We start from the raw sequence: 25,399 nt of genomic DNA on the forward strand, positions 1-25,399 counted from the left end.
CAGCGAAAAAGATGCCTTCGAATGCTTACTTCTGCATTTCTTTATACATCACTTCGACGAGCTCACCTTTCGGATCGCCAGACAGCTCCCAAGTAAAAATACCGCCGAGTTTTGCTTGTTTAGCCCAATCTGCTTTGGCTTTAATTGAACGCTGATCTTCAAACGAAATAAAAACTTTCTTATCTGGATTCCACAAATAAGGAGCTTGTGATTGCTCGTCATATTTGTATTCGTAACCTTGCTTAGCACTGTAGTTCTTCATCAAATCCCAGAACATGAAATAGCCATTCTCACCAGTACCAAACTGCGCACCTTGTTCTGAAACCAAATCCTGTGTCGGCAAATCACCGGAGAAGTCTTTAGTCCCTTGCCAGCCGCGTCCATAGAAAGCAGCGCCAATCACCAACTTCTCACTAGGGATACCCAGTTCAATCATCTGGTTAATGAAAACATCTGCGCCCATGCCCCACCAACTGCGTTCGGTAGCGTGCAAGTTAGTCGTATGTCCAGTTTGTTGACCCCAACCACCTAGGAAGTCGTAAGTCATTGCGAACATATTCGTTAGGTAAGGTTGTGCCGCTTTCCAATCAATGCCTGCCGCTTTTGAACCAACGCCCACTGCCGTAGAAAGCTCATATTCGCGTTTTGTTTGTTTCGCTAATGCATCTAAGTCACCACGCATGGTTTTTACAAGATAAGTGAATGCATCACGTTCTAACGCTTTCTGCTCATCGGTCAGTTTGGTATCAGGGTTCCAAGGCGATGTGGTTAAACCGCCGCCACCTGGGTATTCCCAGTCAAGATCGATCCCATCGAAGAAATCGTATTGAGCAATTAACTCGACGGCCGTTTTTGAGAACTGATCCATCGCTTGCTTGTTCTTCGCCATTGCGTGAAACGGTTCAGACATGGTCCAGCCACCAAAAGAAGGCAGAATTGTTAAATCAGGATATTGCTTCTTAAGCTCGGCGAGTTGAGCAAAATGCCCCTTGTAAGGCACTTTGACAGAAACTGGGCCAAAATCTTTCTCAAGCGCGGCTTCGGTATCAACAAGAATCGCGGTGTAAGGTTCTTTGCCTTCACATTGTTTGGCAACGAGCTTTTGAACCGTTTCCGACGCGCCAGTATGAGGACCACACATGCTTAAAAATGCGTAAATAATATGGGTAAGGTTGTCCGCTGGGATGTCTTTCACTGTGTATGGGTTATCAGCATTCGCGTATTGCCAATCAGCGAAGTAGCCTGCAACGACCTTTTGCTCAGCTTGAGCAACCCCAGTTAACCCCGTAAATAGTGCAGCTGCGAGAAGTGTTTTTTTCATGGTTTCCTCCAGAGTAATCAATTCCAAATTACTCCTGAGGAATATTTTTAACTTGCAAACGAAATCAGGCTGCGAGTGATCTATAAATCCTCGCAGCCTGATTACATAAGTTGCATATTATTTGTGCTAAACCTCTGATGCTTCGCTATCGTGCATTTGCTCATCTAAGTTCAAAACGGTAAGTGCGTTACTCACACTCGTCGCGATAACATCAATAACTCCAGTTCTCAATGCTCCTAGTAGCGCAAGAGGTTTACTGTTTTCTGCGGCAATGGCGATGACTTCAGCAATGGGGCGGAATTCATCAATCCCTAAACCTATCACTCGATCGCTCATGACAGTGTTTGCTACGTTCCCATGAATATCAAAGAAATCATATCCAGCAAAGTCTCCGACAACACCTTGCATCAATCGTGATTGCACGACTTCATCTGGAGTAAACCAACCAAGGTCAACCATGTAACTGTTTTCACTCATATCGCCGATGCCGACCAAAGCGACATCAGCTTTACGTGCAAGATCTAGCGTTTGTTTGACCGTCGCGTTTTGCATAAACGCAACTTTTTGCTCTCGGTTTTCTGCATAAGCTGGTGCGTACAAGGTTTCAGAAGTACCACCGTATTTCTTCGCAAACTGTCGGCAAATATGGTCGGCGTTAAACATACCACCACGCGGGTGAATACCACCGATGCCACACACGAATTTACAATCTCGCGGGGTAATTACACCAACGTGATGTGCGACAGAAGACACGTTTCGCCCCTGCCCTACAGACACCACCATGCCATTTTTGAGCGTGCTGGTTAAATAGTTAGAAACCAAGCCCGAAACCTGCAATCGTTGTGCTTCTTCATTCGGCTGGTCGAGCGCAACCAATGCTCGCTTAACACCAAATCGTTCAATTAGACGTTGTTCAATTTTGGCGCTAAATACTGGGTGATACTTTACGGTAATTTCGACAATGCCTTCATCACGTGCCTGCTTTAGCATTCGGCCAACTTTGGCACGTGAAATCGCGAATTTTTTTGATATTTCTTCTTGCGTCGCACCATCCTGATAATAAGCAACGGAGATCTCCGTCAACAAGTCTGTGCTTTCAATAGAAATATCTTGGTTAGAACTGCTCATGGTTTTCTCGCCCTTTTAGAGGATCGACATTGTATGCGGTAGTGAGCATCTGCTCATTGACTTAGCATATGTTACCTAGCAATTCTAACGTTACATTTGCTCACTGCAATAACATTTTCTCAGTAGCGATTTATCACTTTTAGATGGCTGTTCAAGCCTTGAACAATAAGGGCAAACGTTTAATTCGTTCAACGACTAAACATCCAAGAAAAAAACGTTGATGAAGTTCACTATAAGTCAGCTTCCCCGATTGACTTTCAGCATGGATAGGATAAATATGGACACATCATTTACTCAGCTACCGATCATATGTTCAGAGCAAATGTTCGGTACCGAAATTTTCCGTAGTTGGTTGAGCAGATGTCTCGTTAATTATGATGAGACGATTGGCCGACTCGCTTGCAAATGCACAAGCTGTGGTTCAGATAACCACACTTAAGCCCATTTATATAGGATGATCGATTATGAGCAACAAGTTAGAGCAACTTCGTAAACTAACGACTGTAGTAGCGGACACTGGTGAAATTGACGCAATCAAAAAGTACCAACCAGAAGATGCAACAACTAACCCATCTCTTATCCTAAAAGCGGCTCAAATCGAAGAGTACGCGCCTCTGATCGATGCTTCTATCGAGTACGCAAAAGCGCAAAGCAATGATAAAGCACAACAAGTTCAAGACACTTGTGACATGCTTGCTGTAAACATCGGTAAAGAAATTCTGACAACGATTCCAGGTCGAATCTCAACAGAAGTAGACGCTCGTCTTTCTTACGATACAGAAGGCAGCGTGGCTAAAGCTCGCCAGCTTGTGAAAATGTACAACGATGCAGGTATCACTAACGATCGCATCCTAATCAAACTAGCTTCTACTTGGGAAGGTATCCGTGCTGCTGAAACCCTAGAGAAAGAAGGCATCAACTGTAACCTAACACTTCTATTCTCATTCGCACAAGCTCGCGCATGTGCTGAAGCTGGCGTATTCCTAATCTCTCCATTCGTTGGTCGTATCATGGACTGGTACAAAGCGAAAGAAGGTCGTGACTTCGAAGCATCTGAAGATCCAGGCGTAATTTCAGTAACTGACATCTACAACTACTACAAAGAGCACGGCTACAACACGGTAGTTATGGGCGCAAGTTTCCGTAACATCGGCGAGATCCTAGAACTTGCTGGTTGTGACCGTCTAACTATCGCTCCTGCTCTTCTAGCTGAACTAGAAGCGGCTGAAGGTGAAGTAGTTGAGAAGTTGGTTGACTCTAAGGGCTCGAAAGAGCGCCCAGCGCCAATGACTCATGCTGAGTTCCTATGGGAGCACAACCTAGACGCTATGGCAGTTGAGAAAGTTGCAGAAGGTATCCGCAACTTCGCCGTTGACCAAGGCAAACTAGAAGACATGATCGCAGCTAAGCTGTAATCACACAGAATTAAAAAAGGGGAACGTTTGCGTTCCCCTTTCAATTTCCAATTCCAATATTGAAAGACTGGTAGTTATTATGGACCGTAAAAATCTAGCTAATGCTATTCGTGCACTAAGCATGGATGGTGTACAACAAGCAAACTCTGGCCACCCAGGCGCACCTATGGGTATGGCTGACATCGCTGAAGTTCTTTGGCGTTCTCACCTAAACCACAACCCATCGAACCCAGAGTGGGCTGACCGTGACCGTTTCGTGCTATCCAACGGTCACGGCTCTATGCTGATCTACTCTCTACTGCACCTAGCAGGCTACGAGTTGTCTATCGATGATCTGAAGAACTTCCGTCAGCTTCACTCTAAAACTCCTGGTCACCCAGAGTACGGCTACGCACCAGGTATCGAAACAACGACCGGTCCTCTAGGTCAAGGCATCACTAACGCAGTTGGTATGGCGATGGCTGAGAAAGCGCTAGCGGCACAGTTTAATAAAGAAGGCCACGACATCGTTGATCACTTCACTTACGTGTTCATGGGCGACGGCTGTCTAATGGAAGGTATCTCGCATGAGGCATGTTCTCTTGCTGGTACGCTAGGCCTAGGTAAACTGATCGCATTCTGGGATGACAACGGCATCTCTATCGACGGTCACGTAGAAGGTTGGTTCTCTGACGACACGCCTAAGCGTTTTGAATCTTACGGCTGGCACGTAATCCCAGCAGTAGATGGCCACAACGCTGAAGCAATCAATGCTGCAATTGAAGCTGCTAAAGCGGACCCACGCCCTACGCTGATCTGTACTAAAACCATCATCGGTTTTGGTTCACCAAATAAATCTGGTTCGCACGACTGTCATGGTGCACCACTAGGCGCTGAAGAAATTGCAGCGACACGTAAACAACTTGGTTGGGAGCACGGTCCTTTTGAAATTCCGTCGGAAGTCTACGCAGAGTGGGATGCGAAAGAAGCAGGCGCAGCTAAGGAAGCAGCGTGGAACGAGAAACTTTCTGCTTATGAAGCAGCATACCCCGAGTTGGCGGCTGAGTTTAAGAGACGAGTAAACGGCGACCTACCAGCGGAATGGGAAGAGAAAGCAAACGCAATCATTGCTGATCTTCAAGCTAACCCAGCGAACATCGCATCACGTAAAGCATCTCAAAACGCACTAGAAGCGTTTGGTCAAATGCTTCCAGAATTCATGGGTGGCTCAGCTGACCTAGCGCCTTCTAACCTAACCATGTGGTCAGGTTCTAAATCTCTAGAAGCAAGCGACTTCTCTGGTAACTACATTCACTACGGTGTACGTGAATTCGGTATGACAGCGATCATGAACGGTATCGCACTACACGGCGGTTTTGTTCCTTACGGCGCAACGTTCCTAATGTTTATGGAATACGCTCGTAACGCAATGCGTATGGCTGCTCTGATGAAAATTCAGAACATCCAAGTTTACACGCACGACTCTATCGGTCTTGGCGAAGATGGTCCAACTCACCAGCCAGTTGAGCAAATTGCATCTCTACGCCTAACGCCAAACATGAGCACATGGCGTCCATGTGACCAAGTTGAGTCTGCGGTAGCTTGGAAACTTGCGATTGAACGTAAAGATGGTCCGTCGGCTCTTATTTTCTCTCGTCAAAACCTAGCGCAACAAGAACGTACAGCTGAGCAAGTTGCAGATATCGCGAAAGGTGGTTACATCCTGAAAGACAGCGATGGCAAACCTGAGCTGATCCTTATTGCGACTGGTTCTGAAGTTGAACTAGCAGTGAAAGCAGCTGAGCAACTAACGGCTGAAGGTAAGAAAGTACGTGTTGTATCAATGCCTGCGACAGACACCTTCGACAAGCAAGACGCGGCTTACCGTGAATCAGTACTGCCATCAGACGTAACAGCACGTATCGCTATTGAAGCGGGCATTGCTGACTTCTGGTACAAGTACGTTGGCTTCGATGGTCGTATCATCGGTATGACAAGCTTCGGTGAATCTGCACCAGCTGACCAACTGTTCGAAATGTTTGGCTTTACTGTAGAAAACGCAGTAAACACAGCAAAAGAACTGCTAGCTTAATCGCTTAGTATTATCAGTTTTCTCTATTGCGAATGTGAAAACTGAAAAGCCCCGCTCTCTGCAGCGGGGCTTTATTTTATCTATCGATTATCTATCGATAACGAATCCTAAAGCATCTAATCCAAATTACTTCTCTTCAAACTGAATCGCAATTCGATAGAAGTCTTGTACTTGCTCTTTCAATTGTTGGCTGTTTTGCTCAACGGAGTGCGTCGCTGCCAAGTTCTGCTCTGCGGTAGAAGCAATCGAATGAATGTGCTGATTCACATCGCTAGATAACTGGAGCTGCTTATTCGCGGAATCAGCAACGTTGACCATTAATCCGCTCATGCTCTGCATCATTTGCTCAACTTCAGACAGGCGTAATGCGCTCTGTTCAGCGACCTGTGAGCACGTGTCCGTTTGATCTTTATTAGCGATAATGTCTTTTTGCCAGCTTTGAATCGTTGCCAGCATCGCTTCAATGGAAGCTTGAATTTGATCCGTCGCATTGGAAGTCCGTCCAGAAAGGGCTCTCACCTCGTCAGCAACGACGGCGAATCCACGTCCTTGCTCACCCGCTCTTGCTGCTTCAATGGCTGCATTCAACGCAAGTAAGTTAGTTTGGTCAGCAATCCCGCCAATCTCTTCCATCAATTGGCTTACCTTCTGAGCTTGGTCACTCAACTGATAAGTGGTCTCCGTGGCTTTTTCTGCTTGTAAGCTCAACTGTGACAAATTGGTATGAGTTTGATCGATGGTTTCTTTCGCCATTAGACAAGACTTCAGTGTGTCATCAATCAATAGGTGCGCATCATGGGTGCTCGATGACACTGAATTGGCAGACGCTTCCATCGAATCCGCCGCATCGCGAACTTCATGAATGTCTTTATTTTGCTGTGTCAATGCTGTGAGTACTTCTGCCGTAGTATGACTCAGCTCTTCTGCGCAATTTTGTAATGGCATTGCTGAATCGGTCATTCGACCAAGTACCGTACGAATACGAGCCGACAGCATTTTGATATGAAAATCAGCGATAGAAAACGGCTTATTACCTGAATACACCAAACGACTTACACTGTCGTATTGCAACTGAAGTTTCTTAAACTGTTGTGGCGTATCAATGAGTTCTTGACGGAAAAGCAATGCCAGAACCCCTGCAGGCAGTAATGGCGCCAGCCAAGCTAGAGGACCATCTAGAGCTAAAGCGAAGCTCGTCATTGGCGCAACAAGTGCACCTAAAAGGATGCCATAACGCAGTGTTTCATTGAGCTTTAACGACCAAGTTCTACCAGACTTCTCTGCTTTCAACAGCCCCTGATACGCTTTAGCCGCAATATCTACCCATTCTCGCTTAGGTTTCACTCGAACCGATTGGTAACCTACAACTTCGTGTCCTTCATAGATTGGCGTTACATAGGCATCCACCCAATAATAACCGCCTGACTTAGTTTTGTTTTTCACAATACCTCGCCAAGCTTTTCCTTGTTTCAAACGTGTCCACATATCGCCGAATGCCGCTTTAGGCATATCACTATGGCGTACAATGTTATGGTTTTGACCGAGTAATTCTTCAGAGGTGTATTCAGCAATTCGGCAAAACGCATCGTTGCAATAAGTGATCACACCTTTTAAGTTTGTGGTAGAAACCAATTCATCGGTTTCTGAGAAGAGCGTTTCTTGAGCTTTGAGAGAAGATTGGGCTGACATAGATAGACTTCTATAATTATTATTAATTGCGACAGGTTGTATACACGAATGTTGTTTTTATTACAAAATGCTAGAGAAAAAATCTTACCGATGCGACATTTCAAGCCTAAAAAACTTACTTAGATAACAATAATTAACCAGCAAATCTAAACAATGTGAACTTCTAGACAAAAAAGACCCGGTTATAATGACCGGGTCTTATAAATTTCTATTAACGGTTACGCAGCTTGAGACTGAGTATCGTTATTCGCTTTAAGCACGAACACCACCATCACGAAAATAACGAACGGAAGTACATATAGGTTTAGATTTTGCCATCCCACCGTCGACTCCAACCAACCAGAGAGTAATGCAGTAATCGTCACGCAACTGAATACAAAGAACTCATTGAATGCCTGAGCTTTGCTTTTGTTCTTAGCCTCATAACTTTGGCTAAATAAGCTTGTTGCGGCGATAAACATAAAATTCCAGCCAACCCCAAGTAAAATCAACGCCGTGCTGAAGTGCCAGATTGAAAGGCCATGCATGTTGATCACAATACACGCAATAAACAAAACGCCACCAGCTAATATCAACTTCTTAGCCCCAAACTTCTCAATCAAACTTCCGGTGAAGAAAGCCGGCACAAACATGCCTAATACGTGCCATTCAATAACACCTGCCGCTCTCGTGAAATCGAAACCACAACCAATCATCGCAAGTGGTGTCGCGGTCATAAGAATGTTCATTACTGCATAAGCCACCATGGCTGCCATCACGGCAATCATGAAGTTTGGCTTTCTAATGATCGCAGTAATTGAATCAGGCTTAGTATCAATTGACTGTGCGTGAGCCGGAGGGAACTGAATAGTTTGTAGCAATATTAAGGCCGTAACATAGAGCACAATCAAAACAGCAAAAGCACTGATATAGAGCCCGCCATCCGACCATTGTTGTGAATAAACCGCTAAGTTTGGTCCTAATACAGCCGCCAATACGCCACCAGCCATCGATATAGAAATTGCTCTATGCCTTGCAGATTCATTACATACTTCAATGGCAGCGAACCGATATAAAGTGCCAAAACCGATGCCAATACCCAACAAAAAGGTAGCAGTACAAAAAAGAGTGAAGTTTTGTTGTGACAATGCGTAAGTCGCCAACGAAGCACCAAGAATACCAATGACGTTACCGAGGCTAAAACCCAGTCGTCGTCCCAGTTTCCCCATAATTAAAGAAGCGGGAATCGTTGCTGACATTAACCCTAAAAATTGCAACGCGACAGGTAGAGTAATCATGCTTGATGACGGGGCAATTTGTTTACCGATCAGGGCAATAACTGAAATCAGTAAGATGTTTCCTGTCATGAGCAAAGCTTGGCAAAGTGACAGTAACCAGACGTTTCTGTTCATCTCATTCCTTGAGTAATTCTAATCTATGCAAATACAGTAGCGGATTTGGTCCATAAATACATGAGATAGTTGCATACGGTTAAGTACAATGAACGCGCAATTATCACAACCAATAACTCCAAAGCGCTCAGAAATGAAAAAAGCCAGCGCTGTGCTGGCTTTCATTCATTTCAAGCTTATTGGCTTATTTTGCTCGACGAGCTTTAATAGAGTCTGATAGCTGGCGTAGAACCGTCTCAGTATCTTCCCAACCAATACAAGCATCGGTAATCGATTGGCCATAATTTGCGACCTTACCATCCACAAGATCCTGACGACCTTCAACAAGATGCGATTCAATCATCACACCGAAGATCGCGTCTTCACCACCAGCGATCTGTTCTGATACATCATCAGAAACCAACATCTGACGTTTGAACTGCTTAGAACTGTTGGCGTGGCTAAAATCAATCATCACTTTCTTAGGTAGACCCGCAGCATCCAGTTCATCCTTAATTTGAGCAACGTGCGCCGCGCTATAATTCGGCTCTTTACCACCACGGAGAATGATATGACAGTCTGGGTTACCTGCTGTTTCTACGATTGCAGAATGGCCGTATTTAGTAACAGATAAGAAGTGGTGAGAAGCGCTTGCTGAGCGAATCGCATCGCTCGCGATCTTAATGTTGCCATCTGTACCATTCTTAAAGCCAACAGGGCAAGACAGGCCAGAAGCAAGTTCGCGGTGAACCTGAGACTCTGTCGTTCGCGCACCAATCGCACCCCAGCTGATAAGATCCGCAACGTATTGTGGCGTGATCATATCAAGGAATTCGCTCGCGGTCGGTAAGCCCATATCGGTCAGATCAAGAAGAAGCTTACGGCCAATGCGTAATCCGTCATTTAACTTAAATGTGTCGTCTAAGTACGGGTCGTTAATAAGTCCTTTCCAACCTACCGTTGTACGTGGTTTCTCAAAGTAAACACGCATCACGATTTCTAGTTGGTCGCCGAGTTCATCACGCAACACTTTTAACCTTTTACCGTACTCTACCGCCGCTTCTGGGTCATGAATTGAACAAGGGCCAACAATGACAAGTAAACGGTCGTCTTTGCCTTCCAGAATGTTGTGAACGGCATTTCGGCATTCAAAAGTAGTCGAAGAAGCAGTTTCAGTTGCCGGAAATTTTTCTAATACTGCAACGGGTGGCAATAGCTCTTTTACTTTATTAATTCTTACATCATCAGTTTGAAACATTACTTCTACTTCCTAGTTACTATCCCTGACCCACTATTTTGACCCAACTTTACTCAGTGCAACATTGTTCACAAAGCAAGCAATAACAAGGGCTGTAGGCTCATTTAATTGTGTCGATGGAAGTAACTTATCGACTTCACAGTAGACTTGCAATCACTTTTTCTAAAAAAATGCAAATTAACACCTAACGTTCATTTCAAAACACAGCGTACATTTAAGTTTACGAAAAAAGTTCAATAAAATTAGTTATTTTCTTAAAAATTTAAAAATCTTGTCTACAATGTAAGAAATATCAGAAGTTTGTGAGGGAGTTCGCGACTAAAAGTGTAGCAAGATCTAAGATATTGTTGCTTGATGTTAAATTAAATGACTATTAAACTAATTTCTTATAACTACCTAGTTTTACTCAAATTGTTAAAACAAAGTAGAAGTTAATATGCAATCAATACAAGGAAACATTATGAACAAAGTAGCAATTGCAGTAGCAGCAGTGGTAGCTGGTGGTTTAATGAGCTCTGCTCATGCTGAGATGTATATCGGGGGCAAAGTAGGCATGACTACTTTAGATGATGCTTGTTATCTAAACAGCCCTTGTGATGATGATGCTTTCGGTGCCGGAATGCACATCGGTTACGATTTCACCGATATCATTGCACTTGAGTATGGCGTTGATTACTTGGGTGACTACAAAGCTAACTTCAAGTCAGGGGCTAATGCTGTAGATACTATCGACGGCGATCTATGGGCACTAACACTTGCACCTAAATTCAACTGGCATCTAAACGACACGTGGAACCTATTCGCGAAAGTTGGTGGTGCTTACATGATTTCTGGTGACGAAAAAGACATCGTGCCTACAGGTTCACTTGGTGCGGAATACACCATTGACCGTAACTGGAGCGTTCGTGCGGAATACCAACGCTACCAAGACATCTCAGACGACGTTCTAGATGATATGGATGCTAACTTCTTCGGCATCGGTGTTAACTACAAATTCGCAGCAGCACCAGTTGTAGCGGCAGTAGTAACAGAAGAGGTGATGGAAGAAGAACCAGTAATGATGACGAAGACGCACCAAGAAGAGTACGGTACAGGTACGTTTGAATTCGACAGTGCAACACTGACTGATTCAGTGTCTGAGCGTCTAGATAACTTCGTTAATTTCTTGAACGAATACCCACAAGCTCAAGTTGAAATTACTGGTTACACAGATAGCTCTGGTCCAGCAGCTTACAACCAAAAACTGTCTGAGCGTCGTGCTCAAGCGGTTGCTGATTACCTAATCGCAGCAGGTATCGATGCAGATCGCTTCACAGTAACTGGTATGGGTGAAGAAGATCCAGTAGCTGACAACAGTACTCATGAAGGTCGCGAACAGAACCGTCGTGTTGTGGTACATGTACCTGAGTTCCAATACGAAGAACTGTCTCAACCTGAATAAGAGTTCATACTCTGATTTAGTCTAAGGGATGCTTCGGCATCCCTTTTTACTTGCTTCAATTCCTCGCTTTATGCGTCTCATGTTAACGACGCTAATCAGGCACCACATAGCTCTCTAGCCTTAACCATTTTAAAACCCTCTTCTTGAACAGCTTTGTCGTCTGAACAACTCAAGACTTAAACAACCCTCAACACTCTTTATCTCTCACCTCGATTCCAAACGAACTTATACTGTCAAGATGGCCTAGAGCTCTCTTTTCGATATTCTTTTTTTAGGTTCTATTGACCTTTCGAGCTAATTTTTTGCAGAGAATGGTTTGCTGTTTATACAAGACAGAGACTTCTTATGTAGCTGCCCTACATAAGAAGTCAACAACGTAGTAGAAGTACCGCCGCACCGAAGATTGGTGCGGTCAGTCAGTCGTTAGAAGAAGAGTTTTACACAGAGAACAATGAACCTAAGTAATGGTCAGCTAATAGTGCAACGAACAGAGCAAGCAAATGGTAGATAGAGAATTTGAACGTTTCCATCGCACTATTAGGCTGTGGAGAAAACTTCAGCTTCCACGCGTGGTACACAAAGCCCGCATTGAGTAATAAAGAGGAGAATAGATAGACAAAGCCGACCATGCCGACTAGGACCGGTAATATACAAACTAACGTCAACAACACAGTATACAGAAGGATCGAAGTTTTGGTGTATTCAATACCATGAGTGACAGGCAACATCGGTATATCCACTTTTCGATAATCTTCTACCCGATGTATTGCCAATGCCCAAAAATGGGGTGGAGTCCATATAAAAATGATCATCACAAGCAGCCACGCGTTGGCATGTAATTCGCCAGTAACCGCTGTCCACCCTAACAAAGGCGGCATTGCGCCCGCAATTCCGGCAATTACAATGTTTTGTGGAGTCGCTCGTTTAAGATACATGGTGTAAACCACCGCGTAACCGAGCAAGCTTAAAAACGTCATCCAAGCTGTTAACGGATTAACCAGTGCATACAGAAGTACGAAGCCAACAACACCTAACGTAACAGCAAACAACGCGACTGATAACGGATTCGTGTCACCAGAAGGCAGAGGACGCTTATGAGTTCGAGCCATTCGCGCATCAATTCGGCGATCAATGAGGTGATTAAACGCTGCCGCGGAGCCAGCCATTAAGCCAATTCCGATAAGGCCAATCGCCGCTTGTAGCCAAGGAAAACTGGCCACCGGCGCTAAACTCATTCCGACAATGGCGGTAATCAACATAAGCGCAACGACTTTGGGCTTTGTTAGTTTTAAATAAGTTGAACCGAGCTTCTTCTTACCACTTTCTAGCGGTAACGCGATTTCTTTACTCATAGCGAACTCCTTTCGCTTGATGACTCCAACGAGCTTTACCCTGCCATAGGTAGAACTGACTAACACAGATAAGTGAAAGCATGACCGCTGCGCCTAAATTGTGCGCAACTGCCACATAGATAGGAAGTTGGAACACAACATTGCTTACGCCCAATAGGATTTGGCAAACCAAAGCTAAGCCAATCCATACACCCAAGCGCTGAGAACGGTGTGAGTCTTGTTTTAATAGTAATACGCAGTAAATCAGCACAACACATGCAGTAATGATGGCACCAATACGATGGCTGACATGAATTGTCATTCGAGCTGGGTAATCTAGAACACCAAACTCATAGTTATCAAACCCTGTTTGCCAGAAAGAAAACGCCTCTTTCCATGAGAGATAGCGCGTCCATTCCCCTTCACAAATTGGTAAGGCAGTACACATCAGAGCGGCATAATTAGATGATGTCCACCCCCCGAGTACTACCTGTACGAGTACGACACCGAACGCAATAAGAGAAAACGTTCGGACGGTTTTAGAAGAAGGGGAAAAATACAGACTCCTACGAGACTGCAGCTGGCAGTAAAACAGAGCTTGCAGTGCCAACAGAATGAAACCGCCGAGCAAGTGAAGCATCACGATCACTGGCATAAGCTTTAATGTCACCGTCCACATTCCGAGTGCCGCCTGCCCTATCACTAATAAACAGAGTAACAAAGGAATGGTTGCATTCACTCTGTCTGTTCTCACTGCTGCAATCGCCATCATCAAAATTACGAGCCCTAAGGTGCCCGCAAAATAACGATGAATCATCTCCAGCCAAGCCTTTCCGTGCTCCACTGCACGTTCTGGAAATAACGCATTCGCTCGAGAAACTTCAGCATCGGTTTGAGGAACGAGTAGTTGACCGTAACATCCCGGCCAATCTGGGCACCCTAAACCTGCATCAGCAAGGCGTGTGTATGCGCCCAGCATAATGACAACGAGGGTAAGACAAAGACTGAACTTCACTAAACGTTCTAACGCCATATCACTCTCTCCCTAACCTACACGTGATAGCTTCAATAGTTTTCGTAGATCCGCCAAAACGTCTTTACTTAACTGAACCAAATCCTCGTTGGCTTCCGGTGTATAGGCCATCACAAGTTGCCCTAATGGATCAACGATAAGCATTTGCCCTGCGTGGACTTTTTCCGACAACGAATCATTCATTTGCATCACTATCATCGTTTCGCTCGCACTTGCTGACTGCTTTGATGTCCAGATAACTGGGACGACTCGCTCTTGGTACTTGCCCAACGCAATATGACTCTGCTGCATGAGGTGAAGTTGTTGCTGACACTGTTCTTGGCAATCAGAAGGCAACACATAAGCCAATTGCCACCCTTTTTCACTCAGAGGCGATGTCTGCCCCAATTGTTCAAATGTGGTATAGGGCTCCACCAGCTCACCTCTATTAGTCACACCCGTTTCATACCAACCTTGACTAAGCACTACTTTGGCAATAATTGCCGGGAGAGCAAAAAGGACAATTAGCGACAACAGTACAATTCTTCCTCTCGTGACCGCTGATGTCATACCTCACCTCCTTGTGAGCGTGAACTTTTGAACCATCGAATGAAGATCATTACAGTGATAAGCAGAAATACACCCGCCATAACAAACCATTGAAAGGAGTAACCAAAATGCTTAGCACTGGTTAATGGCAAAGGATTCCATGGGAAAGAATACGACCATCGGACTAAATTGTTTGGCTGTACGACGGTTGGCATTAATTCGACATTGAGCAACTGGCTCAGTTGATTGATGTTGAGATTTTGGACGCGTATCGTATCGCCAACTTCTGCCATTAAGTCGGAACTCAAAGGGTTCATCGATTTGCGATATAAACGTCCAGTAACCTCGTAAGGGGCTTGTAAAGTTTCCACTTTAGGTAGCACAGAGCGTGAAGCTTCCCCTTTGACAAACCCTAACTCTAGGAGGGTCAATGTGGTTGGGTCTTGGGTCAAGGAAACGACTTGAAACGCTAAATACCCCACTGCCCCTTCATACGTCTGGTTATCTAAAAGGATGACCGGAAGTGCCTCCGGAGTCACATTGGCTTTCACCTTAATGCCAATCACACTCTCCTCACGCCAATCATTGTTCTCCAGTACAGTGCGCATATCCTGATAAGGTGCATTCGCTCTTGCCAAAATAGCTTGCTCTAAAAGCTGCTTTTCGTTACCACGTTCGAGCTGCCAGAAGCCCAGTTTGACCAATAGAGAAAACACGACCACAGTTAAACAAACAGCAATCCAAACCCATTTCGATAACATCAAAAACGAAACCGGAGGTGCCATGTCCACCGTATTTCTGTTCAAATTAACGCTTGTCCTTTTGCTGCTTTTCATCATCTTTAACCTCGCAAAAGCGCTTATCGAAATGGTTCGCGAAGACCCAGAGGATTCATCGAAAAAAGGCAAACCAATGAGCTATTATCTCGGTCGTCGTGTCATGTTTTCTGCGTTAGTCGTGATACTCCTTCTGATTGCTCTAGGGGCAGGCTGGATCGCCCCTAACCCTCGTCCTTACTAGTTTTACAGGACATAAACAAAAACAAATAAACACAGCCAAACCACATCTACAAAGTGCCAATACCAGCTGCCCGCTTGGAACGCAAAATGGTTTTTAGGTGAAAAGTGGTCCTTGGCGATGCGAAACAGCAATACGATGAGGAAAATGGTACCGAGGCACACGTGCAAACCATGGAAGCCCGTGAGCATAAAGAAGGTATTACCATAAACGCCCGATTGCAGTGTCAGCCCAATATCTTGATAGGCATGAGCATACTCAACCGCTTGGTAATAAAGGAAGAAACCCGCCAAGACGATGGTGATCTCCAACCAGACAATGAGCGCCGTTCGCTTATCTTGTTCTAAGCTGATGTGTGCCATATGTAACGTAATCGAAGACAATAGCAACAAAATCGTATTAGTTAATGGAATGCCCTGCCACGGCATTGCTTGGGTCGTATCACCACCCGGTGTGGTAGTGAGTGGCCATATCGCCTCGAAAGCTGGCCACAACACTTCATGAGTCATGGCATTGTTATCTGCGCCACCTAACCAAGGCACGGAAATCATTCTTGCGTAGAACAGAGCACCAAAGAACGCACCAAAGAACATGATTTCCGAAAAGATGAACCAGCTCATCCCTTGTCGAAATGAACGAGTAATTTGCGCGCTGTACTTTCCGGTAAGGGATTCGGTGATGACGTTACTGAACCACCCGGCCAACATGTAAAGCAAAAACAGCATACCAACCGCAAGAATAATGCCTCCTAGCGTCCCAACCGCACCGTCACTTTGAGTGCCTTGAACGGTCATTCCAGCACCGACAGCGACAAGGAATAACGCAAATGCCCCTACAATAGGCCAACTGCTTTGCGCGGGAACATAATAGGTGTCAGGCTTGTTACTCATGAGTTCTCTCCTTAAAGACGCGCTTTGGTTTGAGGCGTTAAGGTCTGTTTCTCACTCCCTGAGAGGCTAGCTGTCGAAGACTCGCCCGATTGAGGAGGAAATTTGTAGAGTGTGTAAGACAAGGTCAACGTATGAATTGAATCCGGCAAGTCCGGCTCAATGTAGAAAATCAAAGGCATACTCGCTTGTTGCTTACCTTCCAATGATTGTTGATTAAAGCAAAAACATTCGATCTTATTGAAGTAAGCCGCACCAGTACCCGGCGATACGGAGGGCACAGCTTGTCCTACTAAATCTTCACCGCTTTGATTAAAAGCAAGGTATTCCGTTTGAATCACTTCGCCAGGATGAACATCCATGGATACAACTTTTGGTTTGAATTCCCAAGGCATGTCTCGACTGACGTGCGCCATAAATTCCACACGAATCGTTCTACTGATGTCCGCTTGCATGCCTATTGGTTGAATCGCTGCTACTTCACTGGTTTTTCCGTTAATGCCCAATGCATCGCACATGATGTCGTAGAGTGGGACAAGAGCAAAACCGAAGCCAAACATCATTGCTGTCGCTAACAGCAACTTGATAGTGAGTTTCTTATTGGATGAATTAGCTTGCATCTCGCTCACCTCACGCTTTTCTTAATCGACTTTTGGCGGTGTTGTAAACGTATGATGTGGAGCAGGACTCGGCACCGTCCACTCTAAACCTTCTGCTCTCTCCCATGGTTTTGCTGGCGCTTTTTCACCGCCGCGAATGCACTTGATCACCAGCCACAAGAAGATCAATTGAGACAGACCAAAGGCAAAGCCACCTATCGATACAATTTGGTTTATGTCTGCAAACTGGATGGCGTAATCGGGAATACGTCGTGGCATCCCAGCTAAGCCCAAGAAATGCATTGGGAAGAACAGTACGTTAACCGAGATAATTGAGCACCAGAAATGCCACAGACTCAGCTTGTGGTCATACATATTGCCCGTCCACTTCGGTAGCCAGTAATACGCTGCCGCCATAATCGAGAACACCGCACCTGACACCAATACATAGTGGAAGTGTGCTACGACAAAGTACGTATCGTGGTATTGGAAGTCCGCAGGCACAATTGCCAGCATCAAGCCTGAGAAACCACCTATTGTGAAAAGAACAATAAAGGCGATGGCAAATAACATCGGTGTCTCGAACGTCATGGCACCTCTCCACATGGTCGCTACCCAGTTAAACACTTTCACCCCGGTTGGCACGGCTATTAACATGGTGCAGTACATGAAGAAAAGTTCGGCGAATACTGGCATCCCTGTGGTAAACATATGATGCGCCCACACTAGGAATGAAAGCAGCGCGATACTACAAGTTGCGTAAACCATCGAATGGTAACCGAACAACTTCTTGCCACTAAATGCAGGGATGATTGCCGAAACAATACCAAACGAAGGCAAGATCATGATGTACACCTCTGGGTGACCGAAGAACCAAAAGATGTGTTGGAACATCACCGGGTCACCGCCACCAGCGGCATCAAAGAAGCTGGTACCGAAGTATTTGTCGGTCAAAACCATGGTCACCGCACCGGCTAATACGGGCATCACAGCTATCAGCAAGAACGCCGTGATTAGCCAAGTCCAGACGAACATTGGCAACTTGAACCATGTCATACCTGGTGCACGCATGTTTACGATCGTCACGATGACGTTGATGGCACCCATGATGGAACTGATACCCATGATATGGACTGAGAAAACAAACAACGCCGTACTGTCAGGGCCGTAGGTTGTAGAAAGTGGCGCGTAGAAAGTCCACCCGAAATCAGGACCACCACCCGGTAAGAACAAAGAGCCGATCAAAATGAGGAAAGCAAAAGGTAAGATCCAAAAACTCAAGTTGTTCATTCGCGGTAACGCCATATCTGGAGCGCCAATCATCATTGGGATCATCCAGTTAGCTAAGCCGGTAAACGCAGGCATGACGGCACCAAATACCATCACCAAACCATGCACCGTCGTCATTTGGTTAAAGAACTGAGGGTCAACCAATTGCAAACCCGGTTGGAACAACTCAGCGCGAATGACCATCGCCATCGCACCGCCAGTGAGGAACATGGCAAAACTAAACCATAAATAAAGCGTACCGATGTCTTTATGACTGGTTGAATAAAGCCAACGCGCTAGCCCTTTTGGTGCGTGATGATGATCGTGGTCGTCTTCAATCGCAATGGTGGTGTTTGCAGTAGTTTGCGCTTCTGCAGGAGCAGACTTCACCGCTTTTTCAATTGGCTTACTCATATTTCCTCCTTGGCACTTTCTTGTACCTTAAAGGCGTTAACATCGGATGCTTGAACGGTATCGCCGGTGTCATTTCCCCAAGCATTTCGTTGATAGGTAATAACAGCAGCAATTTCTTGGTCGCTAAGTTGGTTAGCAAAAGCTTGCATCGCTGTCCCTGCGCGACCATTTACCAGTACGTCGATGTGAGCAATGACCGGACCTTTGGCGATCTCGCTGCCTTTAATCGCAGGGAACGCCCCCGGAATACCTTCACCGTTAGCTTGATGACATACGGCACAGCGCGCGGTGTAAATCGACTCACCTTGTCCCATCAAATCTTCTATTGAAAGGTCTTGCGTCAATGCCTCTTGTGCAACAGCTTTCTGCAGAGCAATTTCTTGTTTCTTGTCTGTCATCCACTGTTCGAAATCATCTTCCGCCATCGCGTGTACGACAACTGGCATAAACCCATGTGCTCGGCCACAAAGTTCTGCGCACTGACCACGATAAACACCCGGCTCATCAATCTTGGTCCACGCTTCATTGATAAAGCCTGGAATCGTATCTTTCTTAACTGCGAAATCAGGCACCCACCAAGAGTGGATTACGTCATCAGACGTCATTAAGAAACGAACTTTACGGTTGATTGGTAAAACGAGCGGGTTATCCACTTCGAGTAAGTAGTGTGCCCTTTTCGCTTCGATGCCATCAATTTCTTTCTGACTGGTAGCAAGAAGGCTGAAGAATTCGACGTCCTCGCCGAAGTAGCTGTAGTGCCATTTCCATTGTGAGCCGGTGATCTTAATCGTGAGGTCAGATTGGCTGGTGTCTTCCATGGCCACCAGCGTTTTGGTCGCCGGAATTGCCATCGCAATGAGTATGATGACGGGGATGATGGTCCAGATAATCTCCACTTTGGTGCTTTCATGGAAATTTGCCGCAACTGCTCCTTTTGACTTTCGGTGCCGGAAGATGGAGTAGAACATTACGCCAAACACAACGAAGGCGATGGCACAGCAAATGTAGAAGATCAGCATATGTAATTCATACACTTGCTCACTGATCCCCGTAACACCCCGTGTCATGTTGTAATCATTTTGCTCTGACCAACTGGACGAAGAAAATGTGATAAAAATCACATTCGCTAATAAGGCTAGAGTAGTTGCTAATCTTTTCAAAAGATCTCTCCTCTGCTCAGCCGCTGCGCTTGCGCGAGCTTCCTTGCTTCCCGATGCAAATATCGAACAAATTTACAAAAAATCATAAAAACTACGATTTCAGCACTCTTTGTTATATTTATGTTAAAAGGCTAGTTATAGTTCAATAGTTCTTCAAGAAATTAACCGTGAATAAATTTCGTGTAGAGAGAAAAATAAATTCGGTTTATCGATTGCCTTCTTTGAAATGTAATTGAGAACCATTTACATTAGTAAAAAGAAAACATTGGGACACTTTCCGAATTAAAGTGTCTAAACAAGTAGGTTCCCCCTGCTAAGGAAAGATGAATATGACAACACAAATTACTCAGTGGCTAGCACGAGACCCTGACCCTAAAACCCGCGAAGAGCTCCAGCACCTAGTCGATACAAATAATGAACAAGAACTGACAGATCGATTTGGCTCACGCTTAGCATTTGGTACGGCAGGTCTGCGCGGTAAAGTTGGTGCTGGTCCAAACCGCATGAACCGCTTAGTGATTCAAGAAACGGCAACTGGTCTCGGTCACTACCTGATTGAACAAGTAAAAGACGCCGCTTCTCGCGGAGTCGTGATTGGCTATGATGGTCGTCCAGATTCCAAGCAGTTCGCACACGATACAGCCTCCGTTCTTACTGCTTTAGGTATCAAGGTTTACCTAACCTATAAAGTAGCGGCAACGCCAATTGTTGCTTTTGGTGTGCGTGAATTGAATGCGGCAGCGGCTGTCGTCGTTACCGCAAGCCATAACCCACCTGAGTACAATGGATTTAAAGTCTACTGGGAAAATGGCGCGCAAATCATTCCACCACACGATTCTGGTATTGCAGTCAAGATTGATGATGCGACAACAAAACCGCTTCCTCTAATGTCACTCGACGACGCGAAGCAAAAAGGTCTGTTAGTTTGGCTTGAAGACGAGTACTACCAAACGTACCGTAAGACAATGAACGACAACGCGCTGCTTACACCAAACAGCAACACAGACATCTCGATTGTTTACACCGCGATGCACGGTGTCGGTGCGGAAATGGCAGAAACGTTGCTCGCAGATGCTGGCTTTGAAAAAGTGGCAAGTGTTCCAGAGCAGCGCGAACCGGACGGCACGTTCCCTACTGTAAACTTCCCGAACCCGGAAGAAGCGGGCGCAATGGATATGGTGATGGCACTGGGTAAATCTGTTAATGCCGACATAGCTTGCGCGAACGATCCTGACGCAGACCGCTTTGCCGTGGCAGTAAAACGCCCAGATGGCGAATACCAAATGCTAACGGGTGACCAAGTGGGTTCATTGTTTGGTGACTACTTACTGCAAGGTCAACCAAACGCGCTTGTTGGGAATACCATTGTGTCTTCTCGTCTATTGAGCAGTATTGCGAAAGCACATGGCGCAGAATACTACCAAACGTTAACTGGCTTTAAATGGCTAACCAACGTAGCAATGACACAAGAGACAGATGCAAATCCGTTCCTATTCGCTTACGAAGAAGCATTAGGCTACACCGTAGGAAATAAAGTATGGGATAAAGATGGTTTGTCAGCACTGGTCGCTTTCTCCCAATTGACGGGTAAATTGCAAGCACAAGGCAAAACGCTGTGGGATAAGTTAGAAGAGCTATACCGCCAACATGGTTTCTACTTCAACGCTCAACGCAGTATTGCACTTGACCCTAAATCACCACCAATCGGTGACAAGCTTCGCGCAAACCCACCGACAGAGATCGCGGGTAAACGCATTGAAGTGATCGAAGATCTGAAGTCATCACTTCGCTTTGTGACCGATGGTCCAACAGAAGCGATTGACTTGCCTGCAAGTGACGTATTGGTTTACCACCTAGAAGACAAATCACGCGTGATTGTTCGTCCTTCTGGTACTGAACCGAAGTTAAAGTGTTACTACGAAGTGATCAGCGACTTCCCAGCAGAGATGGATTACGCGCAAGCCAACCAAGTAGCAGAAGCGAAGATGAACGCATTGATCGAAGCACATCAACAAAGCTTGTAATTCAGGTTTGAAACATTGACTCTGTGACAACAGCAAATAGCAAATAGTAAATAGTAAAAGAGGCGCATCGAGCGCCTCTTTTTTTTTGTTCAATTCAAACCAAATCAAGCAATCTGTTTTTGCAGGAAATATTTATCAATGCCTGCTGCTGGGTAGCCTGAATACTGCCCTACTTTTTCAAAGCCCAATTTCAAGTAAAAATCGAGCGCTTGAAAGCTATAAGTATCGAGATACAAATGCGTTACCCCATGACGCTTCACTTGCTCTTCCAGCAAAGCAATCAGCTTACTTCCCAATCCAGAAGTGCGAGCCTCTGCATCGACCCAAAGATATTCAACGAACACAGTGTTATTGAACATTTCGCCCGTGAGCCCACCAATAACCCTACCCTCGTCATTGCGAGCAAAACAACCAATGGCGTTAACATCACCATCCGGTAGATGCATGCGGTTATACGCTCGGATGCCATCACGGATAAAGTCAAGATCGTTTTGTTCTGGGTTGAGTTTAAATTCAAGTTTCATACTGCCACTCCTTGGAAATCAGTGTGATACTAAAACAAAAAGCCAGCGAGTGCTGGCTTTTGTATAAAAATCTGATTGTTCTTACATCGCGAAGCTACTAAGCATCCAAACTGCCAAAATAATAAACACTAATCCCATCAGCTTGCCTTGGTACATACGGAACTTAGCGTTTTCAACCAAACCTTTCCCCAATGTTCCAGCAAGAGCAACCAGCAAAATGTTGAATAATAGGCCTAATACATTCAGCACTAAGCCTAGCGCCAACATCTGTTCACCAGAAGATGCCGTGATATTACTAGATACAAACTGTGGCAAAAACATCACGAAAAACACCAACGCCTTGGGGTTCAGTAAATTGCTCATTAAGGCACGCTGATAGTAAGTCGATGCCATTTTGTTTTTCTGGTCAAGCTCTGGTGCAGTAGATACGTCCGCTCGTAGACAATCCCAGCCCATTTTGAGCAAGTACGCGCCCCCCAGTAGATGAAGCACTTTTAATGCGATTGGACTCATTGCAATCAAGGTCGACACGCCCATTGCCGCTAACAGCGTTAAGATCACGCCGGACGTCGCGTTGCCTAAGCTAGCAAACAGACCAACTTTTTTGCCATAGCTCATGCTAGAACTGGCAATCAGCAACATGTCAGGTCCAGGTAACAAAAGAAGTGCAACAACAGCAGTGAGATAAACAGGGAGTACAGATAAATCGATCATGATTGGGACTGGATTTTTAAAACAGGCGGCGAATCTTATACCAATGATTGAACAACGACCAGACCAAATAACTCCATTGAATATTAAAATCAGAAAATAAAGAAGGTTTAATGCTCACTTTAAAAACAATTAACCTTTTTGGAATTTATTTTTAATACTGATAGCAATTTTGTACAAAAATACTCAGGATGGTTCCGGTAGACTCCTGTTGACATTGTCCCTCCATTTACGCTTGAGCAATTCAGAACGAAAATGAAAGAAAAGAATAAGGAAATCGCGACTTTTAAGATTGCTCAAGAGCTGGGCGGCTTGGAGCTGCTCGACGCAAAGTACGAAAAACAAAATTTCTCTCGCCATAGCCATGAAGGCTACACCATTGGCGTGATTGAAAAAGGTGCGCAACAGTTCTTTCGTACTGGCGGAAATCATATTGCACCGCAAGACAGCATCATTCTTGTCAACGCCGACGAGGTGCATAACGGTCACTCAGCGTCAGAAGGCGGTTGGGAATACAAAGCCATGTATCCCGTACCTGAGCAGTTTCAAACGCTCGGGGAAGAACTCGGCGCACCCAATGTAGCTCAGCCCTACTTCCCCCAACCCGTTGTTTATGATCCAGAACTCGCTAATCAACTGCGGCTGATATTCGATACGCTAGAGAAATCCGATAACCGCTTGCTAAGAGAGACACTTGTCTACGGTACGTTGGTCAAACTTGCCAGCAAGCACAGTACACATCGAGCCCCTCTTCAAGATGCGACCAAAGCGCAAAAGCAAGTACATCTGGTCAAAGAGTTTCTTGAAGACTTCCCTCAAGCCGATGTCTCTTTAGAAGAACTTGCGAAATTGGCGGGATTAAGCCCTTTTCATTTGTTGCGCGAGTTTCAAAAACAATTCGGCTTTCCGCCGCACGCGTTTCAAATTCAGCAGAGACTCCGAATGGCGAAAAAACTGCTCAAGTTAGGACAAAAGATTTCTGATGTTGCTCAAGAGTGTGGCTTTCACGATCAAAGCCATTTGCATCGTCACTTTAAAAAAGCCATGGGCGTAACGCCTGGGCAGTACATCAAGCATTGTTAGCAATTTTGTACAAGGCAGCGTGTTGAGGTCAGCCTACCTTAACAGCATGTTTTTCTATTTAAGTTGAAGTTATGGATACTACTTTGCCAACTCATCAAGACTCAAAATCCTCACTCTTTTTACAAGGCACCATCGCAATGATGCCATTGAGCATCGCTGTGTTGCCTTGGGGATTACTAGCCGGCTCATTTGCTATTGATACAGGATTACACCCTTTGGAAGGTCAGGCGCTTTCAGCCATTCTGTTTGCAGGTTCCGCACAGCTTGTGGCCATGGGGATGATTAAAGCAGGCGCAGGCTTGACGACTATGTTGCTGACGACCTTTTTTATTACCTCTCGCCATTTTCTTTATAGCGTTTCAATGCGCAGTAAGATTTCGCCTTTGCCACTAAAGTGGCGTCTTTCACTTGGCTTCTTACTCACTGACGAGCTATTTGCCATCGTTGGGCACCAATCCGATAAACCATTTGATCGATGGTACGCCCTTGGCGCTGGGTTAAGCTTTTATCTCTTCTGGAACTTCGCGACGCTTGCTGGCATCGTTGCTGGCAGTTTGATACCTGAATTGAATGAGCTCGGACTGGAATTTGCCGTTGCTGCCACCTTTATCGCGATTGTAGTGCCAACGATAAAAAGCATTCCCGTGCTATGCAGTGTGTTGGTGGCATTAGTTAGCTCAGTGGCGCTGAACTACTACCAAGTGGAAGGAAGCTTGATGTTCACGAGTATTCTCGCCATGTTGACGGGCTATTTGGTTGAACAGTTTACGACGAAAGCACCAAACATTGAGAGTACACCGGAGGAGCGCCAATGATCTTTTTGTCTATCTTAGCCATGACAGCCTTGGTATTCACTAGCCGTTATCTATTTCTCGAACCAAAATTGCCGCTTAAATTAGGGGTAAGAACTCAAAAGGTATTAAGCTACGCAAGCCCTGCAGTACTCACCGCAATTTGGGCTCCAATTGTATTTATGCCAGAGGGTGAACTTAGCGTCACATGGCAAAACCCATTTCTATTGGCTGCTCTATTAGCCGCTGCGATTGCGTACCTCACCAAGAATGTCTTGCTCACCACCATAGTAAGTATGGTCGCGTTCTTATTGCTTCGAATTTGGTTGTAAGCT

The 25,399-nt window shown here is 45.3% G+C and carries 23 protein-coding genes; 8 read left to right on the plus strand and 15 right to left on the minus strand.

What is annotated here, in order from left to right; genetic code table 11:
• Positions 1–25: 25 nt before the first annotated feature.
• Positions 26–1,321 carry a glycoside hydrolase family 18 protein gene (locus tag ATB76_RS14000; RefSeq protein ID WP_038873782.1) on the minus strand — a complete coding sequence of 432 codons (1,296 nt, stop codon included), beginning with the start codon at positions 1,319–1,321 and terminating at the stop codon, positions 26–28.
• Between the two features lie 126 nt (positions 1,322–1,447).
• Positions 1,448–2,449 (minus strand): sugar-binding transcriptional regulator, encoded by a 1,002-nt coding sequence (locus ATB76_RS14005; RefSeq protein ID WP_038873779.1) that lies wholly within the window; start codon positions 2,447–2,449, stop codon positions 1,448–1,450.
• Between the two features lie 464 nt (positions 2,450–2,913).
• Here ATB76_RS14005 and tal point away from each other — a divergent pair, with 464 nt between their 5' ends.
• Positions 2,914–3,864, plus strand: a complete 951-nt coding sequence (gene tal / locus ATB76_RS14010; RefSeq protein ID WP_061035509.1) for a transaldolase — start codon at positions 2,914–2,916, stop codon at positions 3,862–3,864.
• A gap of 79 nt (positions 3,865–3,943) precedes the next feature.
• Positions 3,944–5,935, plus strand: a complete 1,992-nt coding sequence (tkt, locus tag ATB76_RS14015; RefSeq protein ID WP_061035510.1) for a transketolase — start codon at positions 3,944–3,946, stop codon at positions 5,933–5,935.
• Between the two features lie 126 nt (positions 5,936–6,061).
• Here tkt and ATB76_RS14020 read toward each other — a convergent pair whose 3' ends face one another.
• The 3 genes from ATB76_RS14020 to aroG all read right to left on the minus strand — a co-directional run bounded on the left by ATB76_RS14020 (position 6,062) and on the right by aroG (position 10,252).
• Complete coding sequence (locus tag ATB76_RS14020) at positions 6,062–7,624, minus strand: PAS domain-containing methyl-accepting chemotaxis protein (RefSeq protein WP_061035511.1); 1,563 nt, start codon at positions 7,622–7,624, stop codon at positions 6,062–6,064.
• Between the two features lie 218 nt (positions 7,625–7,842).
• Positions 7,843–9,015: an MFS transporter gene (locus ATB76_RS14025; RefSeq protein ID WP_042600361.1), complete on the minus strand. Its 1,173-nt coding sequence runs from the start codon at positions 9,013–9,015 to the stop codon at positions 7,843–7,845.
• 184 nt (positions 9,016–9,199) lie between these two features.
• A complete protein-coding gene (gene aroG / locus ATB76_RS14030; protein WP_061035512.1) occupies positions 9,200–10,252 on the minus strand; it encodes a 3-deoxy-7-phosphoheptulonate synthase AroG in 1,053 nt (350 codons plus the stop codon).
• Between the two features lie 460 nt (positions 10,253–10,712).
• Here aroG and ATB76_RS14035 point away from each other — a divergent pair, with 460 nt between their 5' ends.
• Positions 10,713–11,693: an OmpA family protein gene (locus ATB76_RS14035; protein WP_038865343.1), complete on the plus strand. Its 981-nt coding sequence runs from the start codon at positions 10,713–10,715 to the stop codon at positions 11,691–11,693.
• A 437-nt stretch (positions 11,694–12,130) separates the two neighbouring features.
• Here the strand turns inward: ATB76_RS14035 and cyoE are convergent, their stop codons facing one another.
• From cyoE to ATB76_RS14055, 4 genes are read right to left on the minus strand one after another with little or no spacing between them, the layout of a single operon-like run.
• Positions 12,131–13,045: a heme o synthase gene (gene cyoE / locus ATB76_RS14040; RefSeq protein WP_038865341.1), complete on the minus strand. Its 915-nt coding sequence runs from the start codon at positions 13,043–13,045 to the stop codon at positions 12,131–12,133.
• The gene (locus ATB76_RS14045) at positions 13,038–14,057 is read right to left on the minus strand and encodes a COX15/CtaA family protein (RefSeq protein WP_061035513.1); all 1,020 of its coding nucleotides are present in this window, start codon (positions 14,055–14,057) and stop codon (positions 13,038–13,040) included. Before ATB76_RS14045 ends, cyoE begins: the two co-directional genes overlap by 8 nt.
• A 12-nt stretch (positions 14,058–14,069) precedes the next feature.
• On the minus strand, positions 14,070–14,606 hold the full coding sequence (locus tag ATB76_RS14050) for a hypothetical protein (RefSeq protein ID WP_061035514.1): 537 nt from the start codon (positions 14,604–14,606) through the stop codon (positions 14,070–14,072).
• Positions 14,603–15,370: an SURF1 family protein gene (locus ATB76_RS14055; protein WP_038875403.1), complete on the minus strand. Its 768-nt coding sequence runs from the start codon at positions 15,368–15,370 to the stop codon at positions 14,603–14,605. The genes ATB76_RS14050 and ATB76_RS14055 overlap by 4 nt, the downstream gene beginning before the upstream one ends.
• On the opposite strand from ATB76_RS14055, the gene ATB76_RS14060 reads away from it, so the two are divergent.
• Positions 15,369–15,605 carry a DUF2909 family protein gene (locus ATB76_RS14060; RefSeq protein ID WP_061035515.1) on the plus strand — a complete coding sequence of 79 codons (237 nt, stop codon included), beginning with the start codon at positions 15,369–15,371 and terminating at the stop codon, positions 15,603–15,605. The genes ATB76_RS14055 and ATB76_RS14060 overlap by 2 nt on opposite strands.
• 2 nt (positions 15,606–15,607) lie before the next feature.
• On the opposite strand, the gene ATB76_RS14065 is transcribed toward ATB76_RS14060, so the two are convergent.
• The 4 genes from ATB76_RS14065 to coxB are packed head-to-tail and all read right to left on the minus strand — an operon-like array spanning position 15,608 to position 19,931.
• Positions 15,608–16,492 carry a cytochrome c oxidase subunit 3 gene (locus ATB76_RS14065; protein WP_009706156.1) on the minus strand — a complete coding sequence of 295 codons (885 nt, stop codon included), beginning with the start codon at positions 16,490–16,492 and terminating at the stop codon, positions 15,608–15,610.
• An 11-nt stretch (positions 16,493–16,503) separates the two neighbouring features.
• Complete coding sequence (locus tag ATB76_RS14070) at positions 16,504–17,109, minus strand: cytochrome c oxidase assembly protein (protein WP_061035516.1); 606 nt, start codon at positions 17,107–17,109, stop codon at positions 16,504–16,506.
• Positions 17,110–17,130: 21 nt separating this feature from the next.
• Positions 17,131–18,771, minus strand: a complete 1,641-nt coding sequence (gene ctaD, locus ATB76_RS14075) for a cytochrome c oxidase subunit I (RefSeq protein ID WP_061035517.1) — start codon at positions 18,769–18,771, stop codon at positions 17,131–17,133.
• A complete protein-coding gene (coxB, locus tag ATB76_RS14080; protein ID WP_081094914.1) occupies positions 18,768–19,931 on the minus strand; it encodes a cytochrome c oxidase subunit II in 1,164 nt (387 codons plus the stop codon). The genes ctaD and coxB overlap by 4 nt, the downstream gene beginning before the upstream one ends.
• Positions 19,932–20,260: 329 nt before the next feature.
• On the opposite strand from coxB, the gene ATB76_RS14085 reads away from it, so the two are divergent.
• Positions 20,261–21,955 (plus strand): phospho-sugar mutase, encoded by a 1,695-nt coding sequence (locus ATB76_RS14085; RefSeq protein ID WP_061035519.1) that lies wholly within the window; start codon positions 20,261–20,263, stop codon positions 21,953–21,955.
• Between the two features lie 104 nt (positions 21,956–22,059).
• On the opposite strand, the gene ATB76_RS14090 is transcribed toward ATB76_RS14085, so the two are convergent.
• Together ATB76_RS14090 and ATB76_RS14095 are read right to left on the minus strand one after the other, a co-directional pair.
• Positions 22,060–22,479: a GNAT family N-acetyltransferase gene (locus tag ATB76_RS14090; protein ID WP_061035520.1), complete on the minus strand. Its 420-nt coding sequence runs from the start codon at positions 22,477–22,479 to the stop codon at positions 22,060–22,062.
• 81 nt (positions 22,480–22,560) lie between these two features.
• Positions 22,561–23,193 (minus strand): LysE family translocator, encoded by a 633-nt coding sequence (locus ATB76_RS14095; protein WP_038865324.1) that lies wholly within the window; start codon positions 23,191–23,193, stop codon positions 22,561–22,563.
• Between the two features lie 252 nt (positions 23,194–23,445).
• On the opposite strand from ATB76_RS14095, the gene ATB76_RS14100 reads away from it, so the two are divergent.
• From ATB76_RS14100 to ATB76_RS14110, 3 genes are all read left to right on the plus strand, one after another.
• Positions 23,446–24,273, plus strand: coding sequence for an AraC family transcriptional regulator (locus tag ATB76_RS14100; protein WP_061035521.1), 828 nt, complete (start codon positions 23,446–23,448; stop codon positions 24,271–24,273).
• 71 nt (positions 24,274–24,344) lie between these two features.
• Positions 24,345–25,088 carry an AzlC family ABC transporter permease gene (locus tag ATB76_RS14105; protein WP_061035522.1) on the plus strand — a complete coding sequence of 248 codons (744 nt, stop codon included), beginning with the start codon at positions 24,345–24,347 and terminating at the stop codon, positions 25,086–25,088.
• Positions 25,085–25,396 carry an AzlD domain-containing protein gene (locus ATB76_RS14110; protein ID WP_045423908.1) on the plus strand — a complete coding sequence of 104 codons (312 nt, stop codon included), beginning with the start codon at positions 25,085–25,087 and terminating at the stop codon, positions 25,394–25,396. The genes ATB76_RS14105 and ATB76_RS14110 overlap by 4 nt, the downstream gene beginning before the upstream one ends.
• The last annotated feature ends 3 nt before the right edge of the window (positions 25,397–25,399 follow it).

The organism is Vibrio sp. MOR3, from assembly GCF_001557775.1.
GTDB classification, from domain to species: Bacteria; Pseudomonadota; Gammaproteobacteria; order Enterobacterales; family Vibrionaceae; genus Vibrio; species Vibrio jasicida.